Source organism: Escherichia sp. 93.1518, assembly GCF_013368915.2.
Lineage (GTDB): Bacteria > Pseudomonadota > Gammaproteobacteria > Enterobacterales > Enterobacteriaceae > Escherichia > Escherichia ruysiae.
On the sequence record NZ_JABWMT020000005.1, the window covers coordinates 135,089 to 154,103 of the forward strand.

Consider the following 19,015-nt stretch of genomic DNA (forward strand, 5'->3'; position numbering starts at 1 on the left):
AGCCAAAGGCTGGAGGTTAAGACTCTTCCTTACGGTTTCACGTACTCGATGGCATTAACATACCAGCTCGCTTCCCCGGCAGGCGTATTCACTACTGCCAGATCGCCGACTTCTTTTTTCAGCAATGCGCGAGCCATCGGGGAATCGATAGAGATGTAATCTTTACGACCAAAAATTTCATCATAGCCGACAATTCGAAAACGGTGAGTCACGCCATCGTCGTTTTCAATCTCCACCCACGCGCCAAAAAAGACTTTGCCTTCCTGCTGCGGGGAATAATCGACGATTTTGAGATTTTCCATGCATTTAGTGAGATAGCGCACGCGACGGTCGATTTCACGCAGGCGCTTTTTATTATACTGATAGTCAGCATTTTCACTGCGGTCGCCCAGACTTGCGGCCCAGGTCACCTTTTTTGTGACCTCCGGGCGTTCTTCACGCCAGAGATAATTTAGCTCTTGTTTGAGTTTTTCATACCCTTCCCGGGTAACCAGGGGCGTTTTCATCTCGTTGATTCCCTTTGTCTGTTTGATAATGCGCACATTGGGTATAACGTGATCATATCAACAGAATCAATAATGTTTCGCCGAATAAATTGTATACTTAAGCTGCTGTTTAATATGCTTTGTAACAATTTAGGCTGAAATTCATACCAGATTTTGCTGGTGACGAACGTAAGCTTTTTTAAGAATACACGCTTACAAATTGTTGCGAACCTTTGGGAGTACAAAGAATGCAAGAGAACTACAAGATTCTGGTGGTCGATGACGACATGCGCCTGCGCGCGCTGCTGGAGCGTTATCTCACCGAACAAGGCTTCCAGGTTCGAAGCGTCGCTAATGCAGAACAGATGGATCGCCTGCTGACTCGTGAATCTTTCCATCTTATGGTACTGGATTTGATGTTACCTGGTGAAGATGGCTTGTCGATTTGCCGACGTCTTCGTAGCCAGAGTAACCCGATGCCGATCATTATGGTGACGGCGAAAGGGGAAGAAGTAGACCGTATCGTTGGCCTGGAGATTGGCGCTGACGACTATATTCCAAAACCGTTTAACCCGCGTGAACTGCTGGCTCGTATTCGTGCAGTGTTGCGCCGTCAGGCGAACGAACTGCCGGGCGCGCCGTCACAGGAAGAAGCAGTAATTGCTTTTGGTAAGTTCAAACTTAACCTCGGTACGCGCGAAATGTTCCGTGAAGATGAGCCGATGCCGCTCACCAGCGGTGAATTTGCGGTACTGAAGGCGCTGGTCAGCCATCCGCGTGAGCCACTCTCTCGCGATAAGCTAATGAACCTTGCCCGTGGTCGTGAATATTCCGCAATGGAACGCTCCATCGACGTGCAGATCTCACGTCTGCGCCGCATGGTGGAAGAAGATCCGGCGCATCCGCGTTACATTCAGACCGTCTGGGGTCTGGGCTATGTTTTCGTGCCGGACGGTTCTAAAGCATGAGGCGATTGCGCTTCTCGCCACGAAGTTCATTTGCCCGCACGTTATTGCTCATCGTCACCTTGCTGTTCGTCAGCCTGGTGACGACTTATCTGGTGGTGCTGAACTTCGCGATTTTGCCGAGCCTCCAGCAGTTTAATAAAGTCCTCGCGTACGAAGTGCGTATGTTGATGACTGACAAACTGCAACTGGAGGACGGTACGCAGTTAGTTGTGCCTCCCGCTTTTCGTCGGGAGATCTACCGTGAGCTGGGGATCTCTCTCTACTCCAATGAAGCCGCCGAAGAGGCCGGGCTGCGTTGGGCGCAACACTATGAATTCTTAAGCCATCAGATGGCGCAGCAGCTCGGCGGCCCGACGGAAGTTCGCGTCGAGGTCAACAAAAGCTCGCCTGTCGTCTGGCTGAAAACCTGGCTGTCGCCCAATATTTGGGTGCGTGTGCCGCTAACCGAAATTCATCAGGGCGATTTTTCCCCGCTGTTCCGCTATACGCTGGCGATAATGCTGTTAGCGATAGGTGGTGCGTGGCTGTTTATTCGTATTCAGAACCGACCGTTGGTCGATCTCGAACATGCTGCTTTGCAGGTCGGTAAAGGGATTATTCCGCCGCCGCTGCGTGAATATGGCGCTTCGGAGGTGCGTTCGGTTACCCGCGCCTTTAACCATATGGCGGCTGGTGTTAAGCAACTGGCGGATGACCGCACGCTGCTGATGGCGGGGGTAAGCCATGACCTGCGCACGCCGCTGACGCGTATTCGCCTGGCGACCGAGATGATGAGCGAGCAGGATAGCTATCTGGCAGAATCGATCAATAAAGATATCGAAGAGTGCAACGCCATCATTGAGCAGTTTATCGACTACCTGCGCACCGGGCAGGAGATGCCGATGGAGTTGGCGGATCTTAACGCTGTGCTTGGTGAGGTGATTGCCGCCGAAAGTGGCTATGAGCGGGAAATTGATACCGCGCTTGAGCCGGGCAGCATTGAAGTGAAAATGCACCCGCTGTCAATCAAACGCGCGGTGGCGAATATGGTGGTGAACGCCGCCCGTTACGGCAATGGCTGGATCAAAGTCAGCAGCGGCACAGAGCCGAATCGCGCCTGGTTCCAGGTGGAAGATGACGGCCCAGGTATTGAACCGGAGCAACGTAAGCACCTATTCCAGCCGTTTGTCCGTGGTGACAGCGCGCGCACTATCAGCGGTACTGGCTTAGGGCTGGCGATTGTGCAGCGGATTATCGATAACCATAACGGGATGCTGGAACTTGGCACCAGCGAGCGAGGCGGGCTTTCCATTCGCGCCTGGCTGCCATTGCCGGTAACGCGGGCGCAGGGTGCGACAAAAGAAGGGTAAATAAAATGGGAGGCGAAGGTGCCTCCCGTTTTTTACCCTTCTAATACATTATGCTCACAACACGAGAATATAGACTCATCGTGTTGATAAGATTATTCAACTTCCATATTGCTACTTACATTGCAAAAACCAACTTGATGAAGGTGAGCTATTTCACGAACTTTTTTTAATGCGTCATCTGCTACAGACCAGCTGAATGCCATGCCATATAGATAATATTTTTTCCAATTGAATAGTCGGTCAAATAAAATATCTAATCCTGACTCCTCCAGCTTACAGCTTATCGAACTGTTCGTCATCGGGGGCATCCGGCCCATTTAAATTAGGGAAGGTTTGAATCAGAGTTGAGTAAAAATTTCGAAGGGCGGGGCTGCACTACGTTCAAACACCATTAAATCGTAGCTCATTGATGCTTCCTTTCTACTATAAAGAATCCCCCGCATCTCGCGAAACGGGGGATTTCGTCACTTAACTTAACCGATTACAGCTTCGGACCAGCCGCTACCAGCGCAGCACCCGCAGGGGTGTCGGTATATTTATCGAAGTTGTCGATAAACAGTTTCGCCAGCGTTTCAGCTTTTTCCTGCCACTGTTCCGGAGAAGCGTAGGTATTACGCGGATCGAGGATTTTCGTGTCAACGCCTGGCAGTTCGGTCGGGATCGCCAGGTTAAACATTGGCAGAGTGAAGGTTTCTGCGTTATCCAGCGAACCATTCAGAATAGCGTCGATAATGGCGCGGGTATCTTTAATCGAGATACGTTTGCCAGTGCCGTTCCAGCCGGTGTTAACCAGATACGCCTGCGCGCCCGCTGCCTGCATACGTTTCACCAGCACTTCTGCGTACTGCGTCGGGTGCAGCGACAGGAACGCCGCGCCGAAGCAGGCGGAGAAGGTTGGCGTCGGTTCGGTGATGCCGCGTTCAGTACCGGCCAGTTTGGCGGTGAAGCCAGAGAGGAAGTGGTACTGGGTTTGATCGGCAGTCAGACGAGAAACCGGCGGCAGCACACCAAAGGCGTCTGCGGTCAGGAAGATAACTTTAGTTGCGTGGCCTGCTTTGGAGACCGGCTTAACGATATTTTCGATGTGATAGATCGGATAAGAAACGCGAGTGTTCTCGGTTTTTGAACCATCATCAAAGTCGATAGTACCATCTTCACGCACGGTGACGTTTTCCAGCAGCGCATCGCGACGGATGGCGTTGTAGATTTCAGGTTCTGCTTCTTTTGACAGCTTGATGGTTTTCGCGTAGCAGCCGCCTTCGAAGTTAAACACGCCGTCATCATCCCAGCCGTGCTCGTCATCGCCAATCAGGCGACGTTTCGGGTCGGTGGAAAGGGTGGTTTTACCCGTGCCGGAAAGGCCGAAGAACACCGCAACATCACCTTTCTCGCCAACGTTGGCGGAGCAGTGCATGGAGGCAATGCCTTTCAGCGGCAGCAGGTAGTTCATCATCGAGAACATCCCTTTCTTCATTTCGCCGCCGTACCAGGTGCCGCCAATCAGCTGCATACGTTCAGTCAGGTTAAACGCGACGAAGTTTTCAGAGTTCAGGCCCTGTTCTTTCCACTGCGGGTTGGTGCACTTCGCGCCGTTCATGACGATAAAGTCTGGTTTGAAACCTGCCAGCTCTTCATCGCTTGGGCGAATAAACATGTTTTTGACGAAATGCGCCTGCCAGGCCACTTCGGTGATGAACCGGACGGAAAGACGCGTGTCCGGGTTAGCACCACAGAAAGCGTCAACGACAAACAGACGTTTGCCGGAAAGCTGTTTGGTCACCAGGCCTTTCAGATGCTGCCAGGTTTCAGGGGAGAGAGGTTTGTTGTCGTTCTTACCTTTGCCTTTGTCTGCCCACCAGAAGGTATCGCGAGTGGTATCGTCACGGACGATATACTTATCTTTTGGTGAACGACCGGTGAAGATTCCGGTATCGACGGCAACGGCGCCCAGATTAGTTAACACCCCGCGCTCATAACCGGTCAGGCTCGGATCGAGCTCTTCCTGATACAGCAGGTCGTAGCTTGGGTTGTAAACGATATCATGTACGTCACTGATACCATAAGCCTCGAGTTCTTGCGGGGTCAAACCATTGTTAACGCGCATTTCACTGCTCCTTAGCCAATATGTATTGCCTGAATAGTAAAGTCTTTTTGGGGGTGTTAACCGCGACAAGGCTCATAGATTTACGTATCTGGAGAAATTCATATTTGACAAAACTCCGTGATTCCTGTCACGAAACGGTTGGTATTATCGCAGAAATAGCATTTTAGGTGTGGAAAATGTTCCTAAAAGGTTAAAACTTAGTTTATATGGCGAGAATGTTGTGAGTGTAATCGCATTCCTGAGTGAAATTGATGCAAATTCAATGAGTAAAGTATCGATTCACCACACTAACTTTTTTTGATTACTTTCTGAAAAAAGCAAATTAGTCCTGCCTGGATGCGATAATTACCTCTCCTTTTGATTCTGGATAACCAACATGGAAAACGTTGAGCTTTCACCCGCGACACGCAGGGGAATGGTTGCTACCGGATTACTCCAGGGATTAGTTTGCTACCTGCTGATCTCCTGGCTTGCCAGTAAAAATAACAGTTGGATAGTTTATGGCGTACCTGCGACCGTGGCGCTTTCATCCGTTTTGTTATTTTCTGTAGTGTCCTTCAAACAGAAGCGACTTTGGGGATGGCTGGCGATAGTGTTGATTGCCACTCTCGGGATGAGCGGCTGGCTGAAGTGGCAAATTGATGGCATGAGTCCCTGGAGAGCGGAAAAGGCGCTTTGGGATTTTGGGTGTTATCTGCTGCTGATGGGAATGATGTTGCTGCCGTGGATACAACAGAGTCTGCGTGAGCGTAATGACAATACCCGCTATAGCTATTTTTACCAGTCGGTATGGCATAACGTACTTATATTATTGGTGATTTTTATCGCCAATGGCCTGACGTGGCTGGTGCTTTTACTGTGGAGTGAGTTATTTAAACTCGTTGGCATCACGTTTTTTAAAACGCTCTTTTTTACAACCGACTGGTTTATTTATCTTACGTCAGGTCTGGTTACCGCACTGGCGGTGATCCTTGCGCGGACACAGTCTCGTTTAATCGACTCCATTCAAAAGTTGTCCACGTTAATCGCCACGGGGTTGCTGCCGTTAGTATCATTGCTAACCCTGATGTTTATTATCACCCTGCCGTTTACGGGCCTGAGCGCGATTTCTCGCCACATCTCCGCTGCCGGGTTGCTTTTGACGCTGGCCTTTTTGCAATTGCTCTTAATGACCATTGTCCGCGATCCGCAAAAAGCGTCACTTCCCTGGACTGGTCCGTTGCGTTGCCTGATTAAAACCGCTCTGCTGGTCGCCCCATTGTATGTGTTAGTCGCCGCCTGGGCGTTATGGCTGCGGGTCGCTCAGTACGGCTGGACTACGGAACGCTTGCATGGTGTGTTGGTTGTGGTGGTGTTACTGGTTTGGTCGCTGGGATATTTTGTCAGTATTGTCTGGCGTAAAGGGCAAAATCCCCTTGTTTTTCAGAGCAAAGTGAACCTTACGGTTTCGTTATTGGTGCTGGCGATACTGGTGCTTCTTAATTCGCCGGTGCTGGACAGTATGCGTATTAGCGTGAACAGTCATATGGCGCGTTATCAGAGCGGCAAAAACACGCCAGACCAGGTAAGTATCTACATGCTCGAGCAGAGCGGTCGCTATGGACGTGCTGCGCTTGAGTCGCTGAAAAGCGATGCCAGGTATATGAAAGACCCGAAACGCGCGCGGGATCTGCTAATGGCGTTTGATGGGGAGCAACATCTTCAGCAGGTATCGGAAAAAGCATTAGCCGATAATGTGTTAATTGCCCCAGGTTCAGGTAAACCGGATGCGACATTCTGGTCGGCCTTAATCAAAGAACGCTATAACGTGATGACCTGTATTGAAAAAGACGCCTGCGTACTGGTCGAGCAAGATCTGAATAGTGATGGCAGGGCAGAGAGGATCCTTTTCGCTTTTAATGATGAAAGATATGTTGTTTATGGCTTTGATCCTGACAAGAAAGAATGGCAAGAGCTTGCGATGAGTTTACTTCCGCGTGAAATAACGAAAGAGAAATTACTCACTGCCGCGAAGGAAGGAAAACTGGGGACGAAGCCTAAAACGTGGCGCAATCTTACGGTGGATGGTGAAACGCTGGATTTGAATCTGAATGAATGACAACGCGTATCTAATTTTTGCCGGATGCGGCGCTTTAGCTGACCTACAATAACTTGCGATTTATACCGTCGGCCTGATAAGCGCAACGCATCAGGCAATTGCGTCATGAAATCCGGCAGAGTTATCTCCGCCGGAAAAACTAATTAATGCACCTGCGGATCTGCCGGAGACGCGTTGTTGCGGATCTCGGCAATATCCATCGCATTGAACAGATAGTGGTTACCGCAGTAATCACAATGCATGTCAATTTCGCCATCTTCCGCCAGGATGCTATCCACTTCTTCATCCGGCAGCGTTTTCAGCGCATCGGCGCAACGTTCACGCGAGCAGGTGCATTTGAACTCAACATCCTGCGGATCGTAAACCGTCACCTCTTCTTCGTGATACAAACGCCACAACACTTCGTTTGCCGGTAAGGTCAGCAGTTCTTCGGTTTTGATGGTTTCGGTTAGCGTCGCCAGATGGTCGAAGTCGTCCTGCTGGGCATTTTGCGCAGGCATTACCTGCAACAACATACCGCCCGCAGCCGGTTTGCCATCTACGTCGCCGGTGCGAATAAACAGGCGCGTCGGCAGCTGTTCAGAACGTATAAAGTAATCTTCCAGGCAGGCCGCCAGGGTATCACCTTCCAGACCAACCACGCCCTGATAGCGTTCACCTTCGCTTGGAGTAATTGTGATCACCACGTAACCATTGCCAACCAGCGTTTTCAGGTCAGCATTTTCCGGAATTTCGCCCTGTACGCGCGCCACGCCACGCATCTGCTGGTTGTTGTTACCGTTAATAACCGCCAGATTCATCGGGCCGTCGCCTTGCAGCTGTACGGTGATATCACCATCAAACTTCAGCGTAGCGGTTAACAGGCTGGTCGCAACCAGCAGTTCTGCCAGCACGTTTTTAACGGGCTGCGGGTAATCGTGATTCTCAAGGATCTGTTGCAGGGTTTCCGAAACGGTTACCAGTTCGCCGCGAACGGCAAAGTTTTCAAACAGATAACGATGTAATTGGTCATGTTGCGGCATAATCATCTCTCTTGCAGGTGACAGTTATTCACTGTCGCCGTGTTTAAATCGTAACAGGTCGCGGCGCTCTTTTTTGTCCGGGCGTCGGTCCGGATGCGGCATGGTTAAGGCATTAAGTTTACGTGCCAGCGCCATTTTTTCGCGTTTCTCTACACTTTGTGCAGTCTCTTCATACAGCAAGGCTGCCTCGCTGGCGGGGCGACGCTGTTCAGTAATCGCCTTCACGATTACCGTTCGCTCGTCATTTCCCTGGCGTAGAGTGAGCGTGGCATTCAGTTCGACGACTTTACTCGGCTTACTGCGCTGCCCGTTGTAATGCACCTTACCGCCTTCGATCATTTCACGAGCCAGCGCGCGGGTTTTGTAAAAACGGGCGGCCCATAGCCATTTATCCAGTCGAACCTCAACAGCAGGTTTTTCTTTCATGGCGTCTCCTTCACATTAGCGAGGGGATCAGGCGGCGGTAGTCATTCAGTGACGGATGGCGCTGATACTGTTTTTCAGCAATCCCTGAGTCGGGATTAGTGACGCCGAGGCAGTAACGAATACCAAATTGCGCGGCAGCATCGAGAATCGCTTCGCTGTCATCGATAAACAGCGTTCTTTCAGCTTTCAGACCCGTAGCTTCGGCCACCGCATTCCATAACCGCTGATCCTCTTTCGGATAACCAAATGTGTGGGTGGAAAGTAATAAATCAAGGTGCGCGTCGAGACCGGTATGCTCAAGTTTTACCGCCAGGTTATGCGGATGCGCGTTGGTGAGCAAAATTCGCTGCTTACCGCTGGCTTTAAGTGCCTCAAGAAACGGAATGGTATCTTCACGCAGTACGGCGCGCGGTCCCATCTCGGTGGTCATCGCACAGATATCCAGACCCAGTTGCTCACTCCAGTAATCAAGACAGTACCAGTTTAGCGTATGCTGCACGTCGTGATATTGCTGGCGCATATATTCCATCGCTTCCTGTGGCGTGACCCCGTTTTTCGCGCCCCAGGTTTCAGGCACCAGCGTTTGCCAGAAATAGTTATCGAAGGCGAGGTCGAGCAACGTGCCGTCCATATCCAGCAGAACGGTATCTACGTCCTGCCAGGCAATGTTGATATGCATGAGGGAAATCTCCAGAGTGAAGCAATTTGCGCGACAGGGTAGCATAACCTGCCGCGCAAACGTGTTATTCGATAAGGCTTTCTGAAGGGGTGATCAGTTGTGGATTCAGGCAGCTTTCATAATAGGCCTGAATTTCCATCATGCGAGTACGATGACGGTGATAACGACGCCAGGCCTGTACGCCATTATAGATGGCACTGCCCAGCATCGTCAGCAACAGCAATGTCGTGCCCAGATAGCGCCACAGGCCGGAGCGATCCGGGATGGGGTGCAAGCCGATATGCTGCGTACCGTTGGCATCGGTAAAAATATTGGTGACGATACCTTCGGCGTTAAACGGCGTATGCATCAGCATTTGCGCCAGTTTCTGGAAAGCGTTCCACTGTTCTTGCGGCGGGTAGTCGTAAAGTGATGCCGAAGGCCAGGGCTGATCAACAAAATCGCTGCCTTCGTCGCTGACAATCAGGAATCCTCCCGGTGCCGGGCTATTCAGTGATTGCGCCGCTCGCGCCGTTTCATGAGTAATGAATGGTGCTGTGGAGGTTTCCACCAGGTTATCGAGTGATTCTGCGCTCACCGGGCGGAGTAACACATTCACGCCGTCGAGTTTTCCAGCGTTAGCGCGTTTTACCAGTGCGTCCCAGTCCTTACTGTTGCCGAGATTCACCAGCGCATTTTTCAACCGAACACAATCATCTTTGGCGGCACAGAGATCGGCGGTTTTCAGCACGATGTCGCCAAAGTCATCGAGCAGTACCATGCCGGATTTCTGAATTGCTGAACGCAATGTGGCGCTGACGCGAGATTCATCATCCGGTTTCGGGTGCAACTGGCGGTTTACTGCCTCGGTCAGTGCCGTGGCCTTGTTGACCAGCTCAGATTCTGGTAATGGCAATGAACGGGCGTCATTCCAGATGATCTGCGAGCAGTCAAATGGTAAAAACGGTGAATTGGTTTTCGCGCTCCAGGTGCCTGACGTGCGGATATTACACATCCCTGTACCGCTAAGACGTAAGGTATCGCCTACACGTACTCCGGCATCTGCCAGTTGTTTAACGCTGGTGGCTTCAATGGTCTGCGCACCTTTCATCCACGAGAGGGTGAATTTCAGCGGCATATCCAGTGGAACCCAGAACAGCAGCATAAACAGCACCAGCAGCGAACCCACTGCGATAATCGTACTGCGTAGCCAGTGTTGCAGCGGGAAGTTTTTAACTTCGTCATGCAGTGAAAGATAGCGTCCCTGACGTACCACGTGCCGATCAAGATAGATATCGATATCCGTTTGCTGCCCCAGATCCTGCGCAATATAAGGCTGCCAGTGTGCGGGATAGACCAGGTCGATAATACCGAGCGAAATATTGTTGATCTGTTCCTGATCGTTTTCGCCAAACAATCCCCAACGACGCGGCGTACCACGCAGACAGTGGATCTCCCGCAGGGATGATTTTGCTGGTGGCGCAAATAGCCCCCACAGACCAGCTCCCAGCAGCAGTAACGCGCCGCCAGCCAGCCACGGGACAAATACATCCGGGGTAATCAGGCAGAAAAAGAACATCAGGAAAGAGGCGACAATCAGCAACGCTTCGCGTAGCCCACGCGGGCGACTAAGCGCATACTCTTCATGCGTTTCTTTGCGAATATTGAGCAGTTCGATTTGCTCGCTTTCTTCACCGCGAATCGACGCCTGCGTTGACGGGACAGGCTGTAACGCATAGCCGCGAGTTTCCTGCATGTACTCTTGCAGCGTATGACCGTTGAGAGAAATAACCAGCGGCAGCGAATCGGTATGGATCAGTTCAACGCTATTTTCATCGTTGATGTACTGCTCCCAGAACGGGGGCAGGTGGACTTCCACCGAATCGAGATAATAACGCCATTTGTTAGGATCGTCGGTCGAAATGCCATAACGCGTGATGGCGTGTGTCAGCATCATGACGTTGTTGCTTTCAGCGTTCAGCGTCAGTGAAACGGGGGCTGCGCTGGCACCCGTCGGGCCAGGAACCTGCAAAACCTGCGTCAGGCTGTCGAGATAATTTTCAACGGCGCTACGTTCTTCAGGCATGAGTTTGCGCGTTTGCGCATCAGCGAAGGCGTTAGTCCAGGGCAGTTGACGCCGTCTGGAGCGCACCTTTATCAGCCATCCCGCAAGTAGTGAGCAGGCCAGCAAAGCAGCTAAAAAAATCACAATGGTGCTCATGCTTTCCCCATCTTACTTAATTTGTCAGGTGTGATTAGTCGCATCCTGGACACAATATAGGATTCTGCGGTTGGCTATCGGCAAGCGTGGAGTTGAACTTGAGCATCATTAAGCGCATCCCAGTGACCGGTGATCATAGCAAACCCTCTGAGGGCGGAATATCAGCAAATTCCTGGAGTTATTTCAACCTATTGACTTTTAATTTGATTTGAGAATGATTATTTATTAAGTTACGTAAATGTAAATAACATGCAATTCACATTGCCGAATGCGTGTCCGATATCGCACAATAACTGCTGATTTCACAGCATAGATTCCACGATGAGCAAATCATTACAAAAACCCACCATTCTGAATGTTGAAACTGTAGCCCGTTCCCGATTGTTTACCATCGAAAGCGTGGATCTGGAGTTCAGCAACGGCGTGCGGCGTGTTTATGAACGAATGCGTCCAACCAACCGGGAAGCCGTGATGATTGTGCCAATTGTGGACGATCACCTGATTTTGATCCGCGAATACGCGGTGGGAACCGAATCCTACGAGTTAGGATTTTCGAAAGGGTTAATTGACCCCGGTGAAAGTGTCTATGAAGCGGCAAACCGCGAACTCAAAGAAGAAGTGGGATTTGGCGCAAGGGATCTGACTTTTTTGAAGAAACTCAGCATGGCACCGTCTTACTTCTCCAGCAAAATGAATATCGTGGTGGCGCAGGATCTTTACCCTGAATCGCTGGAAGGCGACGAACCAGAGCCACTACCGCAGGTTCGCTGGCCGCTGGCGCATATGATGGATTTGCTCGAAGAGCCTGACTTCAATGAAGCGCGCAATGTCAGTGCGCTGTTCCTCGTGCGCGAGTGGTTGAAGGGGCAGGGGCGGTTGTAAAGCCCCTGGTTATGCAGGCTGGCGTGACTGGGCGAGTTTTTCGTGAATAAACGCCAGTGCTTCCTCTTCTTTATCACTCAGCCATATAAAACTTGACTTGTTCATAACCAATACAAATATATCTTTATAGGGGATAAGGTCATTTATCTCTGACCAGACACAAAAGCTGTGGGTGCCAGATTTTTTCCAGCATTTAACACCAGTCTCATCGATTTGAAAGTTCAATCCTTCCGTTATTGCGTTTTGATTGTAGATATCAGACTGTGCTTTTTTCTGCTTATACCTTGTCCAGTAGGTCTTTACTGAAAAAAACATACCATGTAGCCAAAATACGATAACTAATACTTTGTTTTTATTGAGGATAAACAGAAGGTCATCGGTGACGTTATTCCAGACTGATAATTCAATTTCTATATTAAATATCCCTAAAATCACGAGAGATGCAGGGAATAGCAAGAAAAACGTGACAGCAATGATGTCATAGAGAGCCGCTTTGTGTAGGCGTGGCACTTTATCGGGATGATACCTTCGTAAAACAAGGCCGTAGATGGTTAGAAAATCAGTCTGGTTAAGGCTGAATGGGGCATATTGCCGGGTGAACTGACGATTACTTTCGCTGCAATTCTCCGAAGGAGAAGGAGAGTGACTTTCCATTTTCATCGACATCTTCCATAGTAAAAGCCCGGCAACATTAACGCTGCCGGGCGTCGTTTTTAGAACAATTCCTGTGCCTCACCATTATCGATAATGGTCGTTCCCACCTCGCGCACCGCCTGCTGTGTAGGCTGTGTACCTTCAATGAAGTACTCTTCGCGGCTGTTGCCGCCGTTGGCCAGTTGCCCGGTGCTGCGATCAATATTCACCGTCACAATACCTGGCGGCGGCGTCAGCGGTTGTTCCGGTACACCTTCCAGAACGGCTTTCATATAAGCGTCCCATGCTGGTTGGGCGCTCTTCGCACCGCCTTCGTAACCGGAGATTTGATCTTTAATCGCCCCGGAAGCCGTGGTGTGACCGAGATTACGACGGTGATCGTCAAAGCCAATCCATACCGAGGTCACAACGCCCGGACCGTAACCCGAAAACCACGCATCTTTCGAACTGTTAGTCGTCCCGGTTTTCCCGCCGATATCATGACGTTGCAAATCACGACCTGCGCGCCAGCCGGTGCCTTGCCAGCCTGGTTCACCAAAAATATTGGTGTTCAGGGCGCTCTTAATCAGGAATGCCAGCGGTGTGCTGATGACGTGTGGAGCGTATTCTGGCGCGCCAGTCTTCGCCACTAATGCCTGATTTGCCTGCTCAAGCTGCGGCATCGGAACAGAAACATTCTGCTGTTCGCGAGAGATAGCCACGTCTTCAACGTCGCTGTTTTCCAGCACGTTCGATTTTTGCGTATCGCCGTAAATCACCGGAATATCACATTCCGGGCAGGCTACTTTCGGTTTCGCTTCGAAAATCACGCCGCCCTGGTCGTTTTCAATTTTGCTGATAAACCAGGGGTCGACCAGGAAGCCACCATTAGCCATCACTGCGTACCCGCGCGCCACCTGCAACGGCGTGAAGGAAGCGGAACCCAGTGCCAGCGATTCAGTGTGGACAATGTTTTGTGCCGGGAAGCCGAAGCGTTGCAAATACTCTGCGGCATAGTCCACGCCCATCGCTCGCATCGCACGTACCATTACCACGTTTTTCGACTGACCCAGCCCCTGACGTAAACGGATTGGACCGGCGTACTGCGGCGGTGAGTTTTTCGGCTGCCAGTCAGAACCCGCGCCTGCGTCCCAGCGGGAAATCGGCACATCGTTCAACATACTTGCCAGCGTCAGACCTTTATCCATCGCAGCGGTGTAGAGGAACGGCTTGATATTCGAACCAACCTGACGCAGTGCCTGGGTAGCGCGGTTAAATTTGCTTTGGTTGAAGTCAAAGCCACCGACTAACGCCATAACCGCGCCGTTTTGTGGATTGATCGATACCAGCGCCGAGTTTACTTCCGGCACCTGTGCCAGCCACCAGGCATCGCCCACCTGGCGAACCCAGATTTGCTGGCCTGTTTGCACAACATCGGTCACTTTACGCGGCGTCGGTCCCTGCTGAGTATCGGAACGATAAGGCCGTGCCCAGCGAATCCCTTCCATACGCAGCGTCACAGATGTTCCGTCCGCCAGCATTGCTGTCGCTTCCTGCGGGTTGGCGCGGGTGACAGCGGCAGGTAGCAGCGGACCATAGGTTGGCAGCGCCTTCAGCGTATCGGTAATCTTTTTGTCATCCCACGCTGATTCACCTACTTTCCACAGCACATTGGCCGGGCCGCGATAGCCGTGACGCATGTCGTAGTCCAGTACGTTATTACGCACGGCTTGCTGTGCGGCCTGCTGCACTTTGCGGGTAATGGTCGTGTAAATGCGATAGCCGTCTTCATAAGCGTTTTCGCCGTAACGGTTATACATCTCCTGACGTACCATTTCGGTGAGATACGGCGCTGAGAAAGCGATCTCCGGTGCGTGATAGTTGGCGTTAATCGCTTCGGTGCGAGTCTCATCAAGCTGCTGTTGGGTGATATACCCTTCGTCCAGCATTCGCGACAGCACGACGTTACGCCGCGCGACGGCTCGATCCATTGAATAGAGCGGGTTGAAGGTGGAAGGGGCTTTAGGCAGCCCGGCAATCACCGCCATTTCGTTCAACGTCAATTGATCGACGGTTTTACCGAAATAGACTTGTGCCGCAGCACCGACACCATAGGCGCGGTAACCGAGATAAATCTTGTTCAGATAAAGCTCGAGGATCTCGTCTTTCGTCAGCAACTGTTCAATACGAATCGCGAGGAAGACTTCCTTAATTTTACGCATTAGCGTGCGTTCTGGACTCAGGAAGAAGTTTCTCGCCAGTTGTTGGGTGATGGTGCTCGCCCCTTGCGATGCGTGACCGGAGAACAGCGCCACGCTTGCCGCACGGAAGATCCCCACAGGGTCAACTCCGTGATGCTCGTAGAAGCGGCTATCTTCCGTCGCAATAAAGGCTTTCACCATTTCCGGCGGGATTTGATCCAACGTAACCGGAATACGACGTTTTTCACCGTATTGAGCAATTAGCTCGCCATCGGCGCTGTAAATCTGCATCGGAATTTGCAGGCGTACATCTTTTAATGTCGCCACATCCGGCAGTTGTGGCTCGATGTAGCGGTAGAGGCCATAAATCGAGCCTGCTCCCAGCAGAATGCAACAGACTGCAAGGATCAATAAATACTTTACGAACTTCACTGGAAATTTCCCATTTAGTTTCATTTGGGCAGTTTATAAACAAACGCGCGGTAGTATAAAGGCAAGCCAGACGCATTGATATACCCGTCAGAGTGACGGGGGATAAGGAGATCATCACAATGGCATTTAAGACCTGGCAAATTGGTTTGCATTTACAACAGCAAGAAGCGGTGGCGGTTGCTATCGTGCGTGGCGCGAAAGAATGCTTTTTGCAACGCTGGTGGCGTTTGCCGCTGGCGACCGACATTATCAAAGATGGGCGCATTATTGACGCGGAACGGCTGACTAAAACGTTGTTACCGTGGAGTCGTGAACTGCCACACCGTCATCACATTATGTTGGCATTTCCCGCTAGCCGAACGTTACAAAGGGCATTTCCGCGTCCGGCAATGTCCCTGGGCGAACGAGAGCAAATGGCCTGGTTGACAGGCACGATGGCTCGCGAGCTGGATATGGAACCGGACTCCCTGCGCTTTGATTACAGCGAAGATTCGCTAAGTCCCGCCTATAACGTGACCGCTGCGCAAAGCAAAGAGCTGGCAACGCTGCTTAGCCTGGCAGAAAGATTGCGTATTCACGTTAGTGCGATTACCCCAGACGCCTGCGCTTTGCAGCGATTCCTGCCTTTTTTACCTTCTCATCAGCAATGTCTGGCCTGGCGTGATAACGAACAGTGGCTATGGGCGACACGTTATAGCTGGGGGCGCAAACTGGCGGCAGGGATGACAAGCGCGAATGAACTGGCCGCGACGTTAGCCATTAATTCTGAAAGTCTCGCGATATGCGGTGAAGGCGGATTTGACCCCTGGAATGCGGTTTCTGTGCGTCAGCCGCCGCTACCGCCGCCAGGTGGAGATTTCGCTATCGCGCTGGGGCTGGCGCTTGGGGAGGGGGGCTGATGAATCCGCCAATCAATTTTTTGCCATGGCGAGAGCAACGCCGGACGGCCTTTCTTCGCTTCTGGTTGCTGATGTTCGTTGCTCCTCTGCTGCTGGTTGTCGGGATAACGCTAATGCTGCGTTTGACAACCAACGCTGAAGTACGCGTTGACGCTGTTTTGCTTCAGGCGGAACAACAACGCGCCAGCACCCTACAAACCAGTAAACCCCGTTTGCTGGAACGCCAACAATTACGCGAACAGCGTTTGCAACGTCAGCGCCAGCGACAATTTACCCGCGACTGGCAATCTGCGCTGGAGTCACTGGCGGCACTTTTTCCCGAACAGGCCTGGCTGACAACGATAAGCTGGCAGCAAGGAACGTTGGAGGTAAAGGGACTTGCGACGAACATTACTGCGTTAAATGCACTGGAAAAAGCACTCCGCCAGGATACTTCTTTTCAGCTCAATCAGCGTGGAGCCACGCAGCAGGATGCTCAAGGTCGCTGGCAATTTGAGTATCAGTTAACAAGGACGGTTAGTGATGAACACTCTCTTTGACTGGTGGTTCGCCACATCATCCCATATCCGCCAGTTTTGCTGGGCAGTCTGGTTGCTGATGTTAGCTACGCTCATTTTTCTTTCATCGACACACCATGAAGAGAGTGACGCATTAATTCGACTGCGGGCAAGTAATCACCAGCAATGGACTGCACTGTATCGCCTGGTAGACACCACTCCCATCATTGAAGAAAAGACGTTGCCCTTTTCGCCACTGGATTTTCAGTTGCCCGGCGCGCAACTGCTTTACTGGCATCCATCCGCTCAGGGAGGCGAGTTGGCGTTGAAAACGTTCTGGGAAGCTGTGCCGTCGGCATTTACACGACTGGCAGAGCGCAACGTCAGCGTGAGCCGTTTTTTGTTAAGCGTGGAAGGTGGCGATCTTTTGTTCACGCTACAACTGGAGATGCCGCATGAGGGTTAAACGCTGGTTGTTGGTAGGCATTGCCTTGTGTCTTTTAACCGGTATGCGCGACCCTTTTAAGCCGCCGGAGGATCTATGCCGGGTAAGCGAACTTAGCCAGTGGCGTTATCAGGGGATGGTAGGGCGAGGCGAGCGCGTTATTGGCGTAATAAAAGATGGGCAAAAAAAATGGCGACGGGTGGAGCAAAACGATGTGCTGGAGAATGGCTGGACAATTTTACAACTGACGCCAGAAACATTAACGCTGGGAACCGGAAAAAACTGCGAACCGCCACAGTGGTTGTGGCAACGGCAAGGAGATAAAAATGAAGCAATGGATAGCCGCACTACTGTTGATGATGATACCCAGCGTACAGGCGGCAAAGCCGCAAAAAGTGACGCTGATGGTGGATGACGTTCCGGTGGCTCAGGTGTTACAGGCGCTGGCTGAACAGGAGAAGTTAAACCTGGTGGTTTCGCCAGACGTCAACGGTACGGTGTCGTTACATCTCACTGACGTTCCCTGGAAACAGGCATTACAAACCGTAGTGAAAAGCGCCGGGCTGATAACGCGCCAGGAAGGCAACATTCTTTCAGTGCATTCTGTTGCCTGGCAGAATGACAATATCGCCCGTCAGGAGGCTGAACAGGCGCGGGTGCAGGCAAATCTGCCGCTGGAAAATCGCAATATTACTCTGCAATACGCCGACGCCGGAGAGCTGGCGAAAGCTGGGGAGAAGCTACTTAGCGCCAAAGGCAGCATGACTGTCGATAAACGCACTAATCGCCTTTTGCTGCGTGATAACAAAACGGCGTTAAGTGCGCTGGAACAATGGGTAGCGCAAATGGATTTGCCGGTCGGGCAGGTTGAACTTTCGGCGCACATTGTCACCATTAATGAAAAAAGTTTGCGGGAATTGGGGGTGAAATGGACGCTGGCCGATGCGCAACAAACTGGCGGCGTTGGGCAAGTGACCACGCTCGGTAGCGATCTCTCCGTAGCGACGGCGACAACGCATGTCGGTTTTAACATTGGGCGCATCAGCGGGCGTTTACTGGATCTGGAGCTTTCCGCGCTCGAACAAAAACAGCAACTGGATATTATCGCCAGCCCGCGTCTGCTGGCCTCACATCTCCAGCCTGCCAGCATTAAACAGGGGAGCGAGATCCCGTATCAGGTTTCCAGTGGTGAAAGCGGCGCGACGTCGGTGGAATTTAAAGAGGCCGTGCTGGGAATGGAGGTCACGCCCACGGTATTACAAAAAGGTCGCATCCGACTGAAATTACACATCAGCCAGAACGTTCCGGGGCAGGTGCTACAACAAGCTGATGGCGAAGTGCTGGCGATTGATAAGCAGGAGATCGAAACGCAAGTTGAGGTAAAAAGCGGAGAAACGCTGGCACTGGGTGGCATTTTTACCCGTAAAAATAAATCGGGTCAGGATAGCGTACCGCTGTTGGGCGACATCCCCTGGTTCGGGCAATTATTTCGTCATGACGGAAAAGAAGATGAACGACGCGAGTTAGTGGTATTTATCACGCCACGGTTGGTTTCCAGTGAGTAAACTACCGCGAAAACGGCGATGTTTTCATGCTGAACATGTTTCATCTATTTGACGCGCGCAGGTATTTAGCATACAAGGAGTACCGATTTGAGAGTTGGTGCTCTTTGTTACCTGCGTTTTATGATGGTGA

The 19,015-nt window shown here is 51.4% G+C and carries 18 protein-coding genes; 9 read left to right on the top strand and 9 right to left on the bottom strand.

Going from position 1 to position 19,015, the window contains the following annotated elements; all coding sequences use genetic code 11:
* Nucleotides 1-29 precede the first annotated feature (29 nt).
* The gene (greB, locus tag HEN21_RS05620; protein ID WP_000856744.1) at nucleotides 30-506 is read right to left on the bottom strand and encodes a transcription elongation factor GreB; all 477 of its coding nucleotides are present in this window, start codon (nucleotides 504-506) and stop codon (nucleotides 30-32) included.
* 227 nt (nucleotides 507-733) lie between these two features.
* Here greB and ompR point away from each other — a divergent pair, with 227 nt between their 5' ends.
* Both ompR and envZ read left to right on the top strand, forming a co-directional pair.
* On the top strand, nucleotides 734-1,453 hold the full coding sequence (gene ompR, locus HEN21_RS05625; RefSeq protein WP_001157751.1) for an osmolarity response regulator transcription factor OmpR: 720 nt from the start codon (nucleotides 734-736) through the stop codon (nucleotides 1,451-1,453).
* Nucleotides 1,450-2,802 (top strand): two-component system sensor histidine kinase EnvZ, encoded by a 1,353-nt coding sequence (gene envZ / locus HEN21_RS05630; protein ID WP_001253710.1) that lies wholly within the window; start codon nucleotides 1,450-1,452, stop codon nucleotides 2,800-2,802. Before ompR ends, envZ begins: the two co-directional genes overlap by 4 nt.
* A 92-nt stretch (nucleotides 2,803-2,894) precedes the next feature.
* Here the strand turns inward: envZ and HEN21_RS05635 are convergent, their stop codons facing one another.
* Nucleotides 2,895-3,101, bottom strand: coding sequence for a hypothetical protein (locus HEN21_RS05635; RefSeq protein ID WP_286192433.1), 207 nt, complete (start codon nucleotides 3,099-3,101; stop codon nucleotides 2,895-2,897).
* A 182-nt stretch (nucleotides 3,102-3,283) separates the two neighbouring features.
* Nucleotides 3,284-4,906, bottom strand: coding sequence for a phosphoenolpyruvate carboxykinase (ATP) (gene pckA / locus HEN21_RS05640; protein WP_001309803.1), 1,623 nt, complete (start codon nucleotides 4,904-4,906; stop codon nucleotides 3,284-3,286).
* Nucleotides 4,907-5,282: 376 nt separating this feature from the next.
* On the opposite strand from pckA, the gene HEN21_RS05645 reads away from it, so the two are divergent.
* A complete protein-coding gene (locus HEN21_RS05645; RefSeq protein WP_176251745.1) occupies nucleotides 5,283-7,004 on the top strand; it encodes a DUF4153 domain-containing protein in 1,722 nt (573 codons plus the stop codon).
* A 143-nt stretch (nucleotides 7,005-7,147) separates the two neighbouring features.
* Here the strand turns inward: HEN21_RS05645 and hslO are convergent, their stop codons facing one another.
* The 4 genes from hslO to igaA form a co-directional block, all read right to left on the bottom strand.
* Entirely contained in the window at nucleotides 7,148-8,026 is an 879-nt protein-coding gene (gene hslO / locus HEN21_RS05650) for an Hsp33 family molecular chaperone HslO (protein WP_096944142.1), read from the bottom strand.
* A 24-nt stretch (nucleotides 8,027-8,050) separates the two neighbouring features.
* Nucleotides 8,051-8,452 carry a ribosome-associated heat shock protein Hsp15 gene (gene hslR, locus HEN21_RS05655; protein ID WP_000660491.1) on the bottom strand — a complete coding sequence of 134 codons (402 nt, stop codon included), beginning with the start codon at nucleotides 8,450-8,452 and terminating at the stop codon, nucleotides 8,051-8,053.
* A 10-nt stretch (nucleotides 8,453-8,462) separates the two neighbouring features.
* Entirely contained in the window at nucleotides 8,463-9,131 is a 669-nt protein-coding gene (yrfG, locus tag HEN21_RS05660) for a GMP/IMP nucleotidase (RefSeq protein ID WP_010351080.1), read from the bottom strand.
* 64 nt (nucleotides 9,132-9,195) lie between these two features.
* Nucleotides 9,196-11,331, bottom strand: a complete 2,136-nt coding sequence (gene igaA / locus HEN21_RS05665; protein WP_016159536.1) for an intracellular growth attenuator protein IgaA — start codon at nucleotides 11,329-11,331, stop codon at nucleotides 9,196-9,198.
* A gap of 321 nt (nucleotides 11,332-11,652) precedes the next feature.
* Here igaA and nudE point away from each other — a divergent pair, with 321 nt between their 5' ends.
* A complete protein-coding gene (nudE, locus tag HEN21_RS05670) occupies nucleotides 11,653-12,213 on the top strand; it encodes an ADP compounds hydrolase NudE (RefSeq protein WP_176251746.1) in 561 nt (186 codons plus the stop codon).
* A gap of 9 nt (nucleotides 12,214-12,222) precedes the next feature.
* Here nudE and HEN21_RS05675 read toward each other — a convergent pair whose 3' ends face one another.
* Both HEN21_RS05675 and mrcA read right to left on the bottom strand, forming a co-directional pair.
* Complete coding sequence (locus HEN21_RS05675) at nucleotides 12,223-12,873, bottom strand: hypothetical protein (RefSeq protein ID WP_000781536.1); 651 nt, start codon at nucleotides 12,871-12,873, stop codon at nucleotides 12,223-12,225.
* A 53-nt stretch (nucleotides 12,874-12,926) separates the two neighbouring features.
* A complete protein-coding gene (gene mrcA, locus HEN21_RS05680) occupies nucleotides 12,927-15,479 on the bottom strand; it encodes a peptidoglycan glycosyltransferase/peptidoglycan DD-transpeptidase MrcA (RefSeq protein ID WP_016159535.1) in 2,553 nt (850 codons plus the stop codon).
* Between the two features lie 119 nt (nucleotides 15,480-15,598).
* Here mrcA and hofM point away from each other — a divergent pair, with 119 nt between their 5' ends.
* From hofM to hofQ, 5 genes are read left to right on the top strand one after another with little or no spacing between them, the layout of a single operon-like run.
* Entirely contained in the window at nucleotides 15,599-16,378 is a 780-nt protein-coding gene (gene hofM, locus HEN21_RS05685) for a DNA utilization protein HofM (protein ID WP_176251747.1), read from the top strand.
* The gene (locus HEN21_RS05690; RefSeq protein ID WP_176251748.1) at nucleotides 16,378-16,917 is read left to right on the top strand and encodes a PilN domain-containing protein; all 540 of its coding nucleotides are present in this window, start codon (nucleotides 16,378-16,380) and stop codon (nucleotides 16,915-16,917) included. The genes hofM and HEN21_RS05690 overlap by 1 nt, the downstream gene beginning before the upstream one ends.
* Nucleotides 16,901-17,341 carry a DNA utilization protein HofO gene (gene hofO, locus HEN21_RS05695; RefSeq protein ID WP_176251749.1) on the top strand — a complete coding sequence of 147 codons (441 nt, stop codon included), beginning with the start codon at nucleotides 16,901-16,903 and terminating at the stop codon, nucleotides 17,339-17,341. The genes HEN21_RS05690 and hofO overlap by 17 nt, the downstream gene beginning before the upstream one ends.
* Entirely contained in the window at nucleotides 17,331-17,735 is a 405-nt protein-coding gene (locus HEN21_RS05700; RefSeq protein ID WP_176251750.1) for a DUF2531 family protein, read from the top strand. The genes hofO and HEN21_RS05700 overlap by 11 nt, the downstream gene beginning before the upstream one ends.
* The gene (hofQ, locus tag HEN21_RS05705; protein WP_071599064.1) at nucleotides 17,647-18,885 is read left to right on the top strand and encodes a DNA uptake porin HofQ; all 1,239 of its coding nucleotides are present in this window, start codon (nucleotides 17,647-17,649) and stop codon (nucleotides 18,883-18,885) included. The genes HEN21_RS05700 and hofQ overlap by 89 nt, the downstream gene beginning before the upstream one ends.
* Nucleotides 18,886-19,015 lie beyond the last annotated feature (130 nt).

What these genes read in the sequence shown, in the direction of transcription:
- greB (WP_000856744.1), bottom strand. Translation starts at nt 506, where the DNA reads ATGAAAACGCCCCTGGTTACCCGGGAAGGGTATGAAAAACTCAAACAA.
- ompR (WP_001157751.1), top strand. Translation starts at nt 734, where the DNA reads ATGCAAGAGAACTACAAGATTCTGGTGGTCGATGACGACATGCGCCTG.
- envZ (WP_001253710.1), top strand. Translation starts at nt 1,450, where the DNA reads ATGAGGCGATTGCGCTTCTCGCCACGAAGTTCATTTGCCCGCACGTTA.
- HEN21_RS05635 (WP_286192433.1), bottom strand. Translation starts at nt 3,101, where the DNA reads ATGACGAACAGTTCGATAAGCTGTAAGCTGGAGGAGTCAGGATTAGAT.
- pckA (WP_001309803.1), bottom strand. Translation starts at nt 4,906, where the DNA reads ATGCGCGTTAACAATGGTTTGACCCCGCAAGAACTCGAGGCTTATGGT.
- HEN21_RS05645 (WP_176251745.1), top strand. Translation starts at nt 5,283, where the DNA reads ATGGAAAACGTTGAGCTTTCACCCGCGACACGCAGGGGAATGGTTGCT.
- hslO (WP_096944142.1), bottom strand. Translation starts at nt 8,026, where the DNA reads ATGCCGCAACATGACCAATTACATCGTTATCTGTTTGAAAACTTTGCC.
- hslR (WP_000660491.1), bottom strand. Translation starts at nt 8,452, where the DNA reads ATGAAAGAAAAACCTGCTGTTGAGGTTCGACTGGATAAATGGCTATGG.
- yrfG (WP_010351080.1), bottom strand. Translation starts at nt 9,131, where the DNA reads ATGCATATCAACATTGCCTGGCAGGACGTAGATACCGTTCTGCTGGAT.
- igaA (WP_016159536.1), bottom strand. Translation starts at nt 11,331, where the DNA reads ATGAGCACCATTGTGATTTTTTTAGCTGCTTTGCTGGCCTGCTCACTA.
- nudE (WP_176251746.1), top strand. Translation starts at nt 11,653, where the DNA reads ATGAGCAAATCATTACAAAAACCCACCATTCTGAATGTTGAAACTGTA.
- HEN21_RS05675 (WP_000781536.1), bottom strand. Translation starts at nt 12,873, where the DNA reads ATGAAAATGGAAAGTCACTCTCCTTCTCCTTCGGAGAATTGCAGCGAA.
- hofM (WP_176251747.1), top strand. Translation starts at nt 15,599, where the DNA reads ATGGCATTTAAGACCTGGCAAATTGGTTTGCATTTACAACAGCAAGAA.
- HEN21_RS05690 (WP_176251748.1), top strand. Translation starts at nt 16,378, where the DNA reads ATGAATCCGCCAATCAATTTTTTGCCATGGCGAGAGCAACGCCGGACG.
- hofO (WP_176251749.1), top strand. Translation starts at nt 16,901, where the DNA reads ATGAACACTCTCTTTGACTGGTGGTTCGCCACATCATCCCATATCCGC.
- HEN21_RS05700 (WP_176251750.1), top strand. Translation starts at nt 17,331, where the DNA reads ATGAGGGTTAAACGCTGGTTGTTGGTAGGCATTGCCTTGTGTCTTTTA.
- hofQ (WP_071599064.1), top strand. Translation starts at nt 17,647, where the DNA reads ATGAAGCAATGGATAGCCGCACTACTGTTGATGATGATACCCAGCGTA.